Here is a 15,352-nt window from a genome sequence, read left to right on the forward strand (position 1 = left end):
GATTTATGGGTATTGTGGACAAGTTGACTAAGAAGCGCTCGACAAAGAGGGCGACGGATGAGGTCAGCGATGTGGTCGTCGTCGGCGGTGGCTCTGCCGGCTCCGTCATCGCGGCTCGCCTGACCGAGGACAAAGACACCCGCGTGCTCGTTCTTGAGGCCGGCCGCCCGGATTCCCTGTGGGACCTATTCATCCACATGCCTTCTGGTTTCTCTTTCCCCATCGGGGCAAAGAACTATGACTGGATGTATGAATCCGATCCGGAACCGGAAATGAATGGTCGCCGCATCTACCACGCCCGTGGCAAGGTGCTTGGCGGTTCTTCTTCCATCAACGGCATGATCTACCAGCGCGGCAACCCCATGGACTACGAAAAGTGGGGCCAGAACCCAGGCATGGATAACTGGGACTTTGCCCACTGCTTGCCCTATTTCAACCGCATGGAAACCACCGCTGCCGCAGACGACGATGATCCGCGCCGCGGCCACGATGGCCCGCTCTACCTGTCCCGCGGCCCTGCTACCTCGCAGCTTTTCCAGGCGCTATTTAAGTCGGTGCAAGAAGCAGGCTATAACCTGACCAATGACGTCAACGGCTACCGCCAGGAAGGTTTTGCCCCCTTCGATCGCAATATCAAGCACGGCAAGCGTTGGTCCGCTGCCCGCGCCTACCTGTACCCCAACCAGGACCGCGACAACCTTGAGGTGCGTACCCGCGCATTTACCACCAAGATCCTCTTTGAAGGCACCAAGGCAGTGGGCGTGGAATACGAGTGGCAGGGTGGCACCCACCGCGTATTCGCAGACAAGATCGTCTTGTCCGCCGGTGCCATCAATACCCCGCAGTTGCTAGAGGTCTCTGGCGTGGGCGACCGCGAGATCTTGGAAAAGCACGGCATCGATGTGGTCAAGCACCTGCCAGGCGTGGGTGAGAACCTGCAAGACCACCTCGAGGTCTATATCCAGTACGAAACCACCAAGTCCACCGCTTCCTCCCAGCCTTACCTGGATAAGTGGCGTTGGCCATTCATGGGCTTGCAGTGGCTGCTGACGAAGAAGGGCCCAGTGGCTACCTCGCACTTTGAGGGCGGCGGTTTCGTGCGCTCCAACGAGGATGAGGCCTACCCGAACTTGATGTTCCACTTCCTGCCCATGGCGGTGCGCTATGACGGCCAAAAGGCCGACGTGAAGCACGGCTTCCAGTGGCACGTTGGTCCGATGTTCTCCGATACCAAGGGCCACGTGCACATCAAGAGCTCCGATATCCGTCAAAAGCCCTCCATCCTCTTTAACTACCTGCGCACCGAGCAGGACCGCCGCGAATGGGTAGAAGCCGTCCGCGTCGCCCGTTCCCTGCTGGATACCAAGGCAATGGAGGAAGTTGGCGCCCGCGAGTTCAGCCCGGGCCCAGAGGTCCAAAGCGATGAGGAAATCTTGGAGTGGGTCCGCAATGACGGCGAGACCGCACTGCACCCATCCTGCACCGCCAAGATGGGCGATGAGTCCGATCCCATGGCTGTGGTGAACCCAGAGACCATGGGCGTATGGGGCATCGATGGCCTGTATATCGCCGATGCTTCCGTATTCCCCTCGGTTCCCAACGGCAATATCTACTCCCCAACTATGATGGTGGGCGAGAAGGCTGCGGACCTCATTGCCGGCCGCACGCCGCTCGAGCCTAACTACACTCCGTGGTACAAGGCTCACGAGGATATGCCGCTCTACGCCGAAGGCGAGGCGATCCGTGACCACAAGGAGGCACCGAAGGGTGCTTACTAACGCCCGCTTATATTAAGGAGACAAAGCCGTGACCATTTCCTCACTTCTTACCCTGATGGGGATTTGGCTCGCGGCTTTGGTGTCTCCGGGGCCGGATATTGTGCAGGTCATCCGCGTGGCCCCGCGTTCCACGCGCGCCGGGCTAATGTGCGCGGTAGGGGTATTTAGCGGGACGGTCTTTTGGATCGTTGCCTCCCTGGCCGGTTTATCTGCGCTGATTGCGGCGCGCCCGAGCGTGCTGAGCATCTTGCAATTGCTCGGTGGCCTGTTCCTGCTCTACATGGGGGTATCCTCCCTGCGCAGCGGCGTAGCCGCACGTCGCGCTCCCGCCCGCGAGGTGGACGCGGAAGACTACGCGGAGCAGGCGCGGGCCGCTGGCGATGCCGATGTCGAAGACATGACCAACTGGCGGGCCTTCAAGCTGGGGCTGGTGACAAACCTGTCGAATCCCAAGGCATTGGTATTTTTCGGGGCGGTATTCGCCCAATTCATCCGCCCGGAAATGTCTGTGGGGTGGACCATCGCGGTGGCGTTGATCCTTGCCGCCATGTCCTTCGTGTGGTTTTCTTCCTTCGCGCTGCTCGTGCGCGCGGCCGCGCGGTGGGCGGCGCGGTATTCCGCCGGCATCGATATGGTCTCAGGCCTCGTCTTTGGCCTGCTTGGTGTGGTGATGGCCGGGGAGGGTGCCACCGCGCTGCTGAAATCACAGTAGTTACCTGTTTCGCTGCAGGTGAGACACTTCCTACAGTTGTTTGCGTTAGTAAAAATGCATACGAATGTGGAGGTGTTAGGTGGCTATAGGTGCCCTTGTGACCCTGATGGGTATATGGTTCGCGGCCATGGCTTCGCCGGGGCCAGATGTGGTTCAGATTATCCGCCTGGGTGCGCGTTCCACCCGCGCGGCAGTGTGGGTGGCCATTGGTAGTACAACGGGCCTTGCCCTGTGGACCATCGCTTCACTCGCCGGGCTTTCGGCATTGATCTCTACGCATGAGGGCATTTTGGTGCTCCTGCAGGTCCTAGGCGGCAGCTATCTGCTGTGGATGGCCTATAGCGCGATTTCCTCCGGCCTGCGGGAGCGGCGCGCACCAGCCACCGTCGTGGGCACAGAGAAGCAGGCACCACAACCGCGCGGATTCACCCCGGACGGCATCATCAAGGCGAAGACGGCCTACCGCATGGGATTAATCTGTGACCTTTCGAACCCCAAGGTGGTCATCTTTTTCGGCGCCATCTTTGCCAATTTCATCGACCCCGGCATGGGGGTGGGCGGAAACGTCGTCGTCGCCGCGGTATTGGTACTAGAAAGCTTGGTTCTCTTCGTCGGCGTCGGCTTGAGCACGCGCGCGGTATCGAAGTGGATGGCCAAGAACTCGGCGTGGGTGGACATCGTCAGTGGCATTGTCTTCCTGCTCCTCGGCGTGGTTATCCTCTTTGAAGGCATCCGCGGGCTTATTGCGATGTAGCCTGAAGTTATGATTTTTACTACCACAAATACCGTCGACGGTTATGAAATTACCAAATACCTGCGCATCATCGCTGGTGAGACCGTTACCGGCATCAATATGCTCAAAGACTTCGGGGCATCGATACGCAATATCACCGGCGGCCGCGCCTCCGGCTATGAAAGCGAAGCCATCAAGGCCCGCGAGGCGGCGCTGGATGAATTGTGGCGCCGCGGCCAGGAATTGGGCGCTGATGGCGTGGTGGGCATCGCCTTCGACTATTCCCCAATGGGCACCAATAATGACATGCTGTTGGTCACCGCCACGGGCACGGCGGTCTCGCTGCGCGCGCGTGACTAAGCCCTTGCACCCCCACCCATAGCCGCGCGGGAACGGGCTCTGGGTAAGCTGGGCGGCATGCTTGAGGTTGCAATTTCTGGCGAGTCCATCAAATTGGGCCAGTTTATTAAACTGGCCAGCTTGGTCGGCACCGGTGGTGAAGCCAAGGAACTTATCGCAGAAGGCGCCGTCACGGTCAATGGCGAAACCAAAACACGCCGTGGCGCCACGCTGCAGATTGGCGATGAGGTGTGCATCGAAGGCACCTGCGCGCGCGTGGGCGAACCCGACGATGATGACTATTTTGATGAAGCCACCGCAGACGATGACTTTGATCCGGAAAAGTGGAGGAATCTATAAATGCCCGCATTTGAAGCCGAAGTAGGCATGCCCTACTGGATCGATCTGACCACCTCGGATCCGCGCAAGTCCGCCCACTTTTATGAGCAGGTCTTGGGCTGGGAAATCTCGGCCGAGTCCCAGGAGGAAAACCCCTACCAGATGGCGCGCCTGCAGGGCCTGCCTATTGCTGGGCTCATCCCGCAGCCGGACGAGGCACCCATGCCGGATACGTGGGTGACCTATTTTCTCTCCAAGGACATCGACGGCGATTGCCAGCGCACGGAGAACCTCGGCGGGCGCATCTTGGCCGCGCCCCAGCCCGTAGAACTGGGCCACATGGCCTTGCTTGCTGATGCCGCCGGTGGCATGTTCGGCCTCATCCAGCCCTCCGGCCCCGAGCACTTCGTTGCCGGTGGCGAACCCGGCACCCCGGTATGGCACGAACTGACCGCCACAACGCGATTCCAGCAGGCCATGGACTTTTATGGCGAGCTATTCAACTGGGAAATTCGCGCTATGGAGTCCGAGGACAAGAATTTCATTTACGCCACCGCGGAAGAAGACGGCGCCCCGTTTGCAGGCTTGTGGAATGCCGAAGGCCAGTTCCCACCCCAGGTGCCAAGCTTCTGGCAGACCTACCTAGGGGTGCGCGATATCGATGCCGCCGCCAAGAAAGCGGTAGAGCTCGGCGGTGAAATCATCCGTGAACCATGGGATTCCCCCTTTGGCCGCATGTGCTTGCTCGCGGATTCCACCGGGGCCACCATCACCCTGACTGAGGTAGAAGACGCGCCCGAGGATGAACCCACCGAATCCGATGACGTGCTCAACCCCACCAGGGACTAAGCACGGGGAAAGAGGCGTTTATGTCAGACTCCTCTGATTTGGCACAGCGCGTGCTAACCATCGTGGCCGTTATCCCGCCCGGCAATGTGTCCTCCTATGGGGAGGTGGCAAAACTCGCTGGGTGCGGGGCCCGCAATGTCGGCACCGTGATGAATAGGCACGGTGGTAACGCCGCCTGGTGGCGCGTGGTCCGCGCCAATGGCGCCTCCCACGATCCCGTTCGTGCGGAAGAATACTGGGACCGCGAGGGCATCGAGCATTCTCACGGGCGCGTCGCCATGCATAAGCACGGCATGGATGCGCGGGACCTAGCGGTATTGATGCGATAGATAGTGCAGTAGGAAAACTTTTTGCAGTTATAGACTGCGGTGCGGCACCTCTCCAGCTACGCTATATGCGTTATGAAAAAATTAGCTATTGGTTCTTTCGTTACCGCACTTTCATTCGTGACCATTCCCGCTGCCCAGGCGGTCAGCCTCGATCCCCAATCCGTGCCTGATCGTACGCAAATCACCGTTAGGCACGATTCCGGCGCCACGGTCTCGACCGCCAATAGCCACGAGTCCCGCCCGGCGCTGTCCTTGAGCAAGCTCTACCTGGGATATTGGGTGCTCAAGTATGGTTCTGCCGCCGATAAGGACCAAGTGGAAAATATGATTCGCTACAGCGACGATAACGTGGCCAGCGACCTGGACCGCCGCTACCCGCAGGCCATTCCCAGCATCATCCAGGAATTCGGGCTGAGCGAGACTCATTATACCGGCTACTGGGGAACCACGAAGACCTCGAGCGAAGATGTCGCGCGGTTTACTGCCGAGATCCAGAACGATCCCATCGCGGCGCCCATTTTCGCGGGAATGGCTACCGCCGCTCCCGTGGCTGCGGATGGATACCGCCAGGATTTCGGCACCGATCACATTCCCGGAGTATGGGGTACTAAATTCGGTTGGTCTGATGACCGCACCATCCACGCCTCCGTATCTACTGGGCATGGGTTTACCGTAGCCGCCAATACCTACGGCGATGCGCAGACCCATACCGCGGATGTCACGCGCGGCGTCAACAATTCGCCAGCCGGCGGATCCAGCGAGGCCATCGGCGCACGCATTGAAAACGACCTCAACCTGCAAGGACCTGCGCAGCAGGCGGTCCGCGATGCCACCCAGACCGCGGCCGAGCTTGAGCGCCAAGCGTGCGCGAGTGCTAATCAAGCCCTAGCGCAGGTGAGCCAAGTGCGGGTGTGCCAATAAGCGCCGAGGGGGGCTGGCGTTTAGATCAGGTTCCAGACGGTCACGGCCATGATGACTAGGCCCATGCCAAAGACGAAGTAATTCCAGATGTCGTTTTTGAACTGGGAATAGTCATCAACCTTTTTAAACATGTAGACCGGCACCAGATAGACCAAGAATGCCACGAAGATGCCGCCAACCACCGAAATCATGTCCATGATGGAGGGGTTGAAGACGGCGACGAGCGTCGTTGCCACGAATACGATGACATAGATGGTGTTGAGCAGTGCGCGGCGCGAGAGCTTATTGGCCATGCGGGGCACGGCAATGCGCAGTAGATATTCTGTACCTTCCTCGGAACCAAGCATGTGTCCAAAGTAGGAAGAAATGATTGCACACATGGTAATAAGCGGTGCCATATAACCAATGAATGGCGTGCCCGTGACGTTGGCGAAATAAGACAGCACCGGGATGTTTTGATCGACCGCCTCCTTCATCCCGTCCGCGCCAAGTGCGAGAACGCAGGACCAGACGAAGAACATGGTAAATACCACGAGCATTGCAGCGGTATAGAGCTCTACGCGGGAGACGAACTTCTCCGTCTTCTTGCCGTAGGCCGGCTGCACGTCGACGGAGAACTGTGATAACGCGGCCATGTGGGAAAAGGAAAAGACCAGCACCGGCAGGATAAGCAGGATGCCCTTAAGGATTCCCCAGAGGCCGCCCTCGTATTCAACGTTGAGGAAGCTTTCGAAATCCCACTTGGGGATCAAATAAATGGAGGTTGCCGCCAGGGCGACGATGAGCGGGTAGACCAGCATCTGGGCCAGCCACAGCATGGGGCGGCGGCCGATGGCAAAAAGGCCCGTCATAACGCCCACGCAGGCAATGGACAATATCCACCGATTGATGCTTGGCCCGCCGAGCTGGTTGACGATGAAACTATCGACCACATTGGTAATGCTGATGCCGTAAATGAGCACAGTTGGCACGATGGCCAGCCAATACAAAACGGCGATGAAAAGGCCGCTATTGCGGCCAAGGTAGTAGCGCACCAGTTCCAAGACATCCTTGCCGTGTTGTTCTTGTGGTGCGCCGCTGACTATGCGGGCGTAGGTCCGGTGGGAAAAATACACCAGCGGAAAGATAAAAACGGTGGCGAAGACGAGCGGCCAAAATCCGAAGGCGCCGGCGTTGAGCGGCAAGAAGAGGATGCCGGCACCAACACCGGTGCCAAAAAGCGCGATGACCCAAGACAGGGTGGAGCCCACTGCCTTTTGCCGGTTGGCTTCCTCTGCGGAATTTGTCGGAGCTGCCCCCTTAGTACTTTCCGTGCTGTCATCCGTGCGGGACTCGTGGGTTGGGGCATTCATGAAGGTCCTCAGTCCTTAAAATGGAGGATAGGTGGCAAAAGTGCCTTGTAGTGAGTGTAGCGAAGCCCACTACCAACATGTGCCTTAAACCACAGATTTTTGCGGAATGCGGTTGTTTTGGACAATTTTGGGGGAACAAGCGCGCTGGGTGATTAGCGCGTGAAGACGAGCGCGTCCTCTGCGCTGCTGTGGCTATAGCTGTCATCGTTGTTTGCGTATTTATTGCCGCGCAGGATGATCCAGATGCTCAGCGGGTACAAGATGATTGCCACGGAAAGGGCTTGGATGACGGCCGCGGTATCGGAATCATGCAGGTAATTCCAGCCAAAGTGCAGGAGGAAGGATACCGCGAGGCAGCCGAGCGCCACACCAATGCGCCACCAAAGAGGCTTGGCCGCCGCGTAGAGCGCCCAGCCGATGCCCCAGCCGGCCAGTGCCGTAAGCAAAACGTGCAGGCCAGGGCCAGCGACAAGGCGCAGGCCCCACATCTGTAAGAGCCCCGCAAAATCGCTATCCGGGTGAGTGGTAGCGCCCATAGAGCCGTAGAGGATGTTTTCGTTGGCCTCAAAGCCTAGGCCAACGACGGCGCCGACCATCCACCCGTGCCAGGGGCGGTTGAGTTGGCGGAAGGACATCAGGACAAATAAAACGCCTGTGGCCTTCGAAATCTCTTCGGGATAGGCACCGCTCCATGACATGAAGGAATCGACCCACCCGGAATTGATGGCGAGCTGCATGACCGGCGTGGAGCTTATAGACGCCAAGCTAATGGCCATGCCAGAACCCCATAAAAAGGCAAGCGGTGCCCATACGCGCGCCGGGCGGGCCCACATGGGGCTCAGCTGCAATACCGCGATGACTATCGCGACAAGGATCGCTGCGATGAGGATGCTGATAATACCCATCAGCGGTGAGATCAATAGGGTGATGACCGTCTGGGAGATAAAACCGATAAGGCCCAGACCGGAGAAAATCCACAGCGCGGTGCGAAAAAGTTTAGACATTTAAACCAAGGCCTTTCCAGAAAACTCCGCGATATCAGCAGTGACTTCTTCCGGTAGTTCGTCTTGCCCAAAGGCTTTCCAGAGGCGTTCAGTGGTCGTGCGCGTTGCCGCGGAATCCCCGGTGACGGTGACCACCCAGTCCTTATTCTCGTCCGCACCGGTGCCGTCGATGGAGATGGCGGCGGTGGAGGAGGGGGCATCGGCAAGCGCGAGGGCACCATCTTTTCCTTCATGGACCTCGCCCTCTGGAAGGCCTGGGGCCATGCCATAGGCCCGGACCATGCGGCGCAGGGTGTGCTCATCGTCGTCGGTATCTTCCACGATGACCGCCTGCACGGAGGTGTCACCGCAGGTCCAGCCAACGCTAGCCAGCGAAGTATAGTCGCGCTCGCAGTACAGATCAGGCACGGTAATATCCCAGTCCTGGCTGGGATCAGACAGGGTTACTTGCTCCACATCGGCGGGGTGCGGCGGTAGCACCGCGTGGACGATGGCGGGCAAGGCGAGGACCACCGTCACGAAGGCAAGGACGGCGATAAAGAGGACGCGCGGCCGGGCTGGTGGAAAGCGGAATTTTTCCATAGTCCATACCTTAACTGGAAGGTTTGGCCTACAGTGGCAACCATGAAAGATCTTTATCAATTAGTCAACGGACCTTGGGTAGAAAATCACGTTGTCCCAGATGATCGCGGTGTGGATGGCACCTTCCACGCGCTGCGCGATGAAGCAGAAGAACTGGTTCATGACATCGTCAAAGACAACGATGCTCGCCCCGGCAAGCTGTATGCATCCTTCATGGATACCGCGGGCGTCAACAATGCCGGCATGGCTCCATTGGATGCGGACCTTGACCGCTTGAGCGCCGCCGATCCCACGGAATTGGCGCACCGCTTGGGCGAGCTCGAGCGCGAGGGCGTGGGGGCGCCGGCGACGTTCTGGGTGGAAAAGGACTCCGGCTCGGAAGAGGCCGTTGCCTATATCGTGCAATCCGGGCTAGGCCTGCCGGATGAGGCCTACTACCGCGAGGAAGCGCACGCGGAAACGCTGACCGCCTACGAGAAGCACGTGGCGGAGATGCTGGGCTTTATCGAGCCCACCCGCCTATTTGGCCTCGGCACCGAAGTTGCCGCCGAGCGCATCGTCGGTTTGGAAAAAGAACTGGCGGCGGGCCACTGGGACGTGGTTTCTACCCGCGATGCGGTAAAGACCAATAACCCGTGCGAGTTTTCTGAGCTGCCCTCCATCACCCAAGCCTTGCTCGCCGGCGGAAAGCTGCCGGAGCACCGCGTGGTCAATATGATGCCGTCCTACCTGGAGCACCTGGAAAAGCTCTTTACCGCTGACCGCATGGCTGATTGGCAGCTGTGGGCCACCTGGCACATCCTGCGCTCCCGCGCGGCCCTCTTGCCGGAAGAAGTAGGCGCAAAGAACTTCGAGTTCTACGGCACCCGGCTCTCTGGTGCGACCCAGCAGCGCGACCGCTGGAAGCGCGCGGTGGGCCTGGCAGAAAGCCTGGTAGGAGAGGAAATTGGCAAGGAGTTCGTGGACGCGCACTTCCCAGAATCCTCCAAGCGCGAGATGGATGAGCTGGTGGATTATCTCATCGCTGCCTACCGCGAGCGCATTTCCCAGTTGGAGTGGATGACCCCGCAGACCCGCGAGCGCGCCCTAGAAAAGCTTTCCCAGTTCAAGGCCAAGATTGGTTTCCCCGATACCTGGCGCGATTACTCCGGGCTGGAGATTTCTGACCAAGGCGCGGATCTGATTGCTAATGCCCGCGCCGGGTCCGCCTTTTCCCACGACTATGAGCTGGCAAAGATTGGCAAACCCGCCAACCGCGATGAGTGGGTCACCACCCCGCAGACCGTCAATGCTTTCTATAACCCGGTGGTCAATGACATTACCTTCCCGGCCGCCATCCTGCGCCCGCCGTTCTATAACCCGGATGCGGATGTCGCAGAGAACTTCGGCGCCATTGGTTCTGTCATCGGGCACGAAATCGGCCATGGCTTTGATGATCAGGGCTCGCAATTCGATGGCCAGGGCAACCTGAACTCCTGGTGGTCAGATGAGGACCGCGCGGACTTTGAAGCGCTTACGGCAAAGCTGGTGGAGCAATTCGATGGCCAGGTCCCCACGGTGCTGAAGGAGGCTGGCACCGAATCTTCCGGCGTCAACGGCAAGTTCACCTTGGGTGAAAACATTGGTGACCTGGGCGGACTGGGAATTTCCGTGGTGGCTTACAAGAACTACTGTGCCGATAAGGGCATTGACCTGCTGGGCCAAGAAGAGGAATTTGTGGTCGATGGCGCCGAGCCGGAATTGGCCGAGCACACCTATAACGGCCTGCAGCGCTTCTTCTTGTCCTGGGCTCGCGTCTGGCGCACGGCCATCCGCCCGGAGATGGCGACCCAGTACCTGGCCATTGACCCGCACTCGCCCGCGGAGTTCCGCTGCAACCTCATCGCCGCGAATATCGCGGAGTTCTACGAGGCCTTCGACGTAGACAAAGATTCCACGATGTACCTGGCCCCAGAGGACCGGGTGACCATCTGGTAAATCAGCTCTCCCCGAGCCCGCCTTGTGCACATCATGTGCACGCGTAGGCTCGGGGATATGACTGATGCACACGATAAAGATCCGCACCGGCCGCTAGAGCCCGGCCAAGAATGGCACATCGGCGGGCAAGACCGCCAGATGAGCGAAGAAGAACAGCTAGAGCAGCTGGTTTCTTATATTGATGCCCATTATGAGACGCCTGATTTCCGCCCGCCCTGGGCCGGCGGCGGTTCGCCGGAGGCGGACCAGTATTGCGCGCTGCTGCCAGACCGCATCACCCACGCCGCCATGATGGTTTTGGGCGCCGGGGTTAATCACGCGCTGCCCGGCACGGCGTTTACGGACGGCATTGCCGTGGAGCCTGCCGAGGTCGGCGTCATTTTCCGCCCCTCCGAACCCACCGGCCGGTGGGCGGTATCGCTACACTCCGGCGGCTGGTGGCGCGGCGATGGTAAGGCGCTGGAGATGCAGTGGCGCCCCGAGGTTGCTGCCGCCGCGCAGCTTTCCGGCACCACGATCATTGACGTGGATTATCCGCTCGCCCCGGAGCATACGGTCAAAGACATGGTTGCGGCGGTCAACCGCGCCATTGATTACGCCCGCGAACAGGGCGCCTCCCACGTCACCACGTGGGGATATTCTTCCGGCGGTGCGTTAGCAGCACTCGCGCCTGCCGATGCCCTCTTGCTCACCTTCCCCGACTTCGGCGCCCTGGCCAACCTGCCGGAGGACTACCGCGTGGGCTATGAACTTCCCCCGCAATTCCCTGAGACTTTCGTGCAGACCGCGACCGAGGACGAGATAGCCGATCGCGTCCACATCCCCCAAGCTAAAGAGCGCGATTACGTCTCGACCCACCGCGTATCCACCCCAGCCGTGGCGCGCCAGCGGGTACAGGATGCAGCCGAATTTTTGCGCGGTGAGCTGACGCAATAAAACCGGCTGCGGCTGGCTGCACAGCTAGGGGCGGTCGCTATTGCTCGCCCTCTGGCCGGATCTTCATCTCGGACTCTTTCCACAGTCCAGAACGAGTAACGTCCTCATAATCGATCTCTGCCTTGGCCGGGGTATTGCCCTGTGAATCGGTACGCAATTCGTACTTTTCAATGGCGCCCCAGTCGCGCGCCCAATCGTTATTGAGGTAGCTCGGGATTTCGTAGGAGTAGTTCACCGCTTCCGCAGTGGACATGGCACCGCCGCCGGAGAAGGATTGGAAATCCGTCAGGGAGGTTTGCGCCGCCGCATCTGGGAGGATGCGATACTCCGGAATCTCGGTTACGCCGGCGTAGTGGTCAAAGGTGCGCTGGCAGGGGAACTGCAGAGCCACCGCCCAGTCCAAGAGTGCGGGTTTTTCCGCAGGGAACTGGTTATTGATGCTGTCTAGTTCCGGCACGCGCGGTGGGGTGAAGGCTAGCCAGTCGTCTTCATCGGTGGAATCATCCTCGGCCACGAGGCGCACGACATTGGCTTCTTCCGGCAATTCATCCATGGGCAAGCGTAGGTTGCGCCACTTGGGGGTGGCGCCGACATCGGAAAGCTCTTTTTCTCCCTTATCGGTGACCTTGCCATCCTCATCGATGGTGCCGTATTCCAAGGTGAGCTCCATACCCTCTTGTTCCACATCATTGACATCGTGGTGATAAATCTTGCCTGCGGCACTGACAGCCAAAACCGGGGTATTTTCCGTGGTCTCCGGAAGGTGGTACCACTTCGTGGTTACCTGGGACAGCGACTCTTGGCTTTCGGTGTAGGAGCCCAAGACTGGCACGCTGGTGTAGTCCAAGTTGAAGGGCAGGTGCATGGTCGAGCCATTGACGCCCTTCGTACCGCGGACACCGCCTTCAGAAGTATCGGTGCTTTCTGAAGCCTTCTTCCCAGCACGGCGGGACTCCTGCGAATCATCAGAAGAATCCCCGCCGGATTCCTTATCCGTACCAGCGGTGGCATCGTCTTGGCTGGTGGAGTCGGAGTCTTGGGAGTCATCTCCAATAGCGCCCACAGAAGCAGAATCCTGATCCTCAGGTTCGATGGATTCGGGGATATTATTCGGCCCGAACCCATTGCTGGTTTCATCCTTGTCTACCAAGGAATCGCCCAAGTCACCATCTACCGGGGTGAGGAAGGAGTCATTGGTATTGGTTTCTACCAGAGTTTCATTGGCTAGCGAGCAGGTATCACCACGCAAGGACGCCAGGTTGCCCTTGCCCACTGAGTAGGAATCCGCCTGGGTAACGGTGGCCTTGGCAAAAGAAGCCATCGAAAAGGCCACCACAATGGCGCAGGCTACCGCGATGGGAGCGGACATGATGCCCGCCGAGCGCGATACCTTCGCTGCGGCTTCTTGCTTGAATTCTTTTTCCGTGCCTTCCTCTTGGGCCTGCAATTTGCGATGGCTGTGGCGCAAGGATTGCACCACGCCGACCGCGAGGACGACCAAGGAGATGGCGAGCAGGATCGAGTTGGCCTCAATACCCTTGAACTGCACCGTGCGATCCCACCACGGGATGCCGAAGGAAGATACATACCACCAGGCATTCCAACCCGCGAAAGAGATGGCAAGCAAGAAGAGCACCGCAGCGATGCTAAAGGTGCGGGCGCGCGGGGAGCGCAACGCAAACCTGGATAGCACTACGGCAGCCAGCGCGGCGATCACCCCGGCGACGCCGGCATAGATACCAAAGTGGTGCGTCCACTTAGTCGGGGTGAACATGAGGAAGAACATCGACAGCGCGACGATGATAAGCAGGCGCTGGGTGGGGCCGACTGCGGCACCAATAACGCGGCGATCCTTGATAAACGCAGCCAAGATGAGCACCAAGCAAAATAGCATGGTGAGTACCGCGAAGCGGCGGGTCAGCGAGCCATCCACGGATTCTTGGAAGAGCGTGGAATAACGGGCGTATTCGGAATACCACGGCAGCGACGGGCCGACCTCCGAGCGCACCCGGGTGGATTCGGCAACGCTGGCCAAGGTTTGATCCCCAAAGGCGGCGACGATGATGGCAGTGCCGGAGGCCAAAAATGGGGCAACCAGGCTAAGCCAACCGGTAGCGCCGCCGCCCATGGCAGGCACGCGCGCGGCCATGGCACGGAATAGGTGTGGCAGGCTCACGAGGAATACGCCGACCGCAAAAAGGCCAGTGGGGCCGGCGGCGAGCGTAATCGTGGCAGCGATGGTGCCCACGGCGGCCGGCAGCAAACGGTGGGTGGCAATGGCGCGCTCAAAGGATGCCCATGTCACCATCACGCCTAGGGCCACGATTGGCTCGGGGCGGGTGCCGTTGTTATACGGCAGCCAGAAGGCCAGGAACATCAGTGCGGCGGTCCAGTGGCTGACGCGGCGGGCATCGACGATGTCCCCAAAGCGCGGCAGCATTTCCCGCGAGAGAATGAACCAGATAATGAGCCCCGAAATCAGTCCGGGTAGGCGGACGAAGACCGACGCGGTGGAAATCTGCGAAAGTAGGGCGACGAGGTCATAGTACGGTGAGCCGAATGGCGCCTCCGGCACGCCGTACCACCGGTAGTAGTTGGCCATGTAGGTGGCGTTATCGAAGACGCGGCTCATGGAGAAGATGAAGCCATCGTCAGAGGTATTGGCGCCGAAGATATACCAGAGGCCCAAGACCGCGGCGACGACGCCATCGAGGGGGCGAATCTTCTTCCACGTCTCTGGCATGAAGCGCAGCTTTTGCCCATCAAGGCGGTCAATGCGCCACAAGCAGAATAGCGAGACAATCACCATGGCGACGCCGAGCCACATCGCGATGGACTTAATCAGCGAGGGAGAAGAAGTAAACCGCGAGTTGATATCGACGTGGATATTCAGCCCGTCATCGACCAAGCTCTGCACATTGGCATCATCTTTGAGCTCGGTATACACACCGGTGACCTGCGGGCGCAGATCATCCTCGGTGGTCTTTTTGTGCTTGCCGACGCTGACAGTGGTGCCGTCACCGGTAGCGGAGATGTGCAGCTGGGCGTCATCGGAAAGCTGCGCTACTTCTTTAGCGCTTAAGGTCAGCAGGACCTCATCGAGCGAGACCACAGACAGGCCGTCATCACCGGAGCGGACAAATAGGCCGCGGTTTGAGGCCTTCTTAGACTCAGGTGGGACGGTGCTGTAGACCATGTTTTGGCCATCGCGGAGCTCATCCACTGCGGACATGGGGATGGTGGCCTCCAGGTTTTCTGGCGCCACGGAGATAAGCGGTGCATTGATAGATTGCAGCGAATCATTCTGCGGCCAATCAAAGGAAGACTGGGTTTGGTTTACTGGCAATAGCGGGGTGGCTATAAAACACAGGAAACCAATTAACCCGGCGATGATCGCGGTCCAGCGCAGCCCGGCAGGGGCTGTGGCGATACTTAGCCCGGAGGGGCGCGCTTCTTTCGATTTCGTTTTAAGGCTATCTGACACGGCGATTAGTGTACGTC

At 59.4% G+C, this 15,352-nt stretch carries 14 protein-coding genes; 10 read left to right on the top strand and 4 right to left on the bottom strand.

The genetic code is table 11. The annotated features are described in order from the left end of the window. Positions 1-5: 5 nt before the first annotated feature. The 8 genes from betA to ACLI1T_RS00510 all read left to right on the top strand — a co-directional run bounded on the left by betA (position 6) and on the right by ACLI1T_RS00510 (position 6,000). Positions 6-1,778 (top strand): choline dehydrogenase, encoded by a 1,773-nt coding sequence (betA, locus tag ACLI1T_RS00475; RefSeq protein ID WP_349852990.1) that lies wholly within the window; start codon positions 6-8, stop codon positions 1,776-1,778. 28 nt (positions 1,779-1,806) lie between these two features. Then, the gene (locus tag ACLI1T_RS00480) at positions 1,807-2,490 is read left to right on the top strand and encodes a LysE family translocator (RefSeq protein WP_411702746.1); all 684 of its coding nucleotides are present in this window, start codon (positions 1,807-1,809) and stop codon (positions 2,488-2,490) included. A gap of 106 nt (positions 2,491-2,596) precedes the next feature. Next, positions 2,597-3,244, top strand: coding sequence for a LysE family translocator (locus ACLI1T_RS00485; RefSeq protein ID WP_232208541.1), 648 nt, complete (start codon positions 2,597-2,599; stop codon positions 3,242-3,244). Between the two features lie 9 nt (positions 3,245-3,253). Beyond that, a complete protein-coding gene (locus tag ACLI1T_RS00490; protein ID WP_005276253.1) occupies positions 3,254-3,583 on the top strand; it encodes a YbjQ family protein in 330 nt (109 codons plus the stop codon). 57 nt (positions 3,584-3,640) lie between these two features. Next, positions 3,641-3,922: an RNA-binding S4 domain-containing protein gene (locus ACLI1T_RS00495; protein ID WP_411702747.1), complete on the top strand. Its 282-nt coding sequence runs from the start codon at positions 3,641-3,643 to the stop codon at positions 3,920-3,922. Further along, a complete protein-coding gene (locus ACLI1T_RS00500; RefSeq protein WP_411702748.1) occupies positions 3,923-4,750 on the top strand; it encodes a VOC family protein in 828 nt (275 codons plus the stop codon). Positions 4,751-4,770: 20 nt separating this feature from the next. Further along, positions 4,771-5,079 carry an MGMT family protein gene (locus ACLI1T_RS00505; protein WP_411702749.1) on the top strand — a complete coding sequence of 103 codons (309 nt, stop codon included), beginning with the start codon at positions 4,771-4,773 and terminating at the stop codon, positions 5,077-5,079. 117 nt (positions 5,080-5,196) lie between these two features. After that, on the top strand, positions 5,197-6,000 hold the full coding sequence (locus tag ACLI1T_RS00510; protein WP_232208537.1) for a hypothetical protein: 804 nt from the start codon (positions 5,197-5,199) through the stop codon (positions 5,998-6,000). A gap of 20 nt (positions 6,001-6,020) precedes the next feature. On the opposite strand, the gene ACLI1T_RS00515 is transcribed toward ACLI1T_RS00510, so the two are convergent. From ACLI1T_RS00515 to ACLI1T_RS00525, 3 genes are all read right to left on the bottom strand, one after another. After that, positions 6,021-7,352: a septum formation initiator gene (locus tag ACLI1T_RS00515; RefSeq protein WP_349887013.1), complete on the bottom strand. Its 1,332-nt coding sequence runs from the start codon at positions 7,350-7,352 to the stop codon at positions 6,021-6,023. 152 nt (positions 7,353-7,504) lie between these two features. Then, positions 7,505-8,356: a PrsW family intramembrane metalloprotease gene (locus ACLI1T_RS00520; RefSeq protein WP_411702750.1), complete on the bottom strand. Its 852-nt coding sequence runs from the start codon at positions 8,354-8,356 to the stop codon at positions 7,505-7,507. Then, on the bottom strand, positions 8,357-8,938 hold the full coding sequence (locus ACLI1T_RS00525; protein ID WP_023024872.1) for a hypothetical protein: 582 nt from the start codon (positions 8,936-8,938) through the stop codon (positions 8,357-8,359). Between the two features lie 42 nt (positions 8,939-8,980). On the opposite strand from ACLI1T_RS00525, the gene ACLI1T_RS00530 reads away from it, so the two are divergent. After that, the gene (locus ACLI1T_RS00530; RefSeq protein WP_411702751.1) at positions 8,981-10,915 is read left to right on the top strand and encodes a M13 family metallopeptidase; all 1,935 of its coding nucleotides are present in this window, start codon (positions 8,981-8,983) and stop codon (positions 10,913-10,915) included. Between the two features lie 57 nt (positions 10,916-10,972). Beyond that, on the top strand, positions 10,973-11,851 hold the full coding sequence (locus ACLI1T_RS00535) for an alpha/beta hydrolase (protein WP_411702752.1): 879 nt from the start codon (positions 10,973-10,975) through the stop codon (positions 11,849-11,851). 37 nt (positions 11,852-11,888) lie between these two features. Here the strand turns inward: ACLI1T_RS00535 and ACLI1T_RS00540 are convergent, their stop codons facing one another. Beyond that, the gene (locus ACLI1T_RS00540; protein WP_411702753.1) at positions 11,889-15,335 is read right to left on the bottom strand and encodes an arabinosyltransferase domain-containing protein; all 3,447 of its coding nucleotides are present in this window, start codon (positions 15,333-15,335) and stop codon (positions 11,889-11,891) included. Between the last annotated feature and the right edge of the window lie 17 nt (positions 15,336-15,352).

The organism is Corynebacterium tuingiense (assembly GCF_046718165.1).
Classification (GTDB): domain Bacteria; phylum Actinomycetota; class Actinomycetes; order Mycobacteriales; family Mycobacteriaceae; genus Corynebacterium.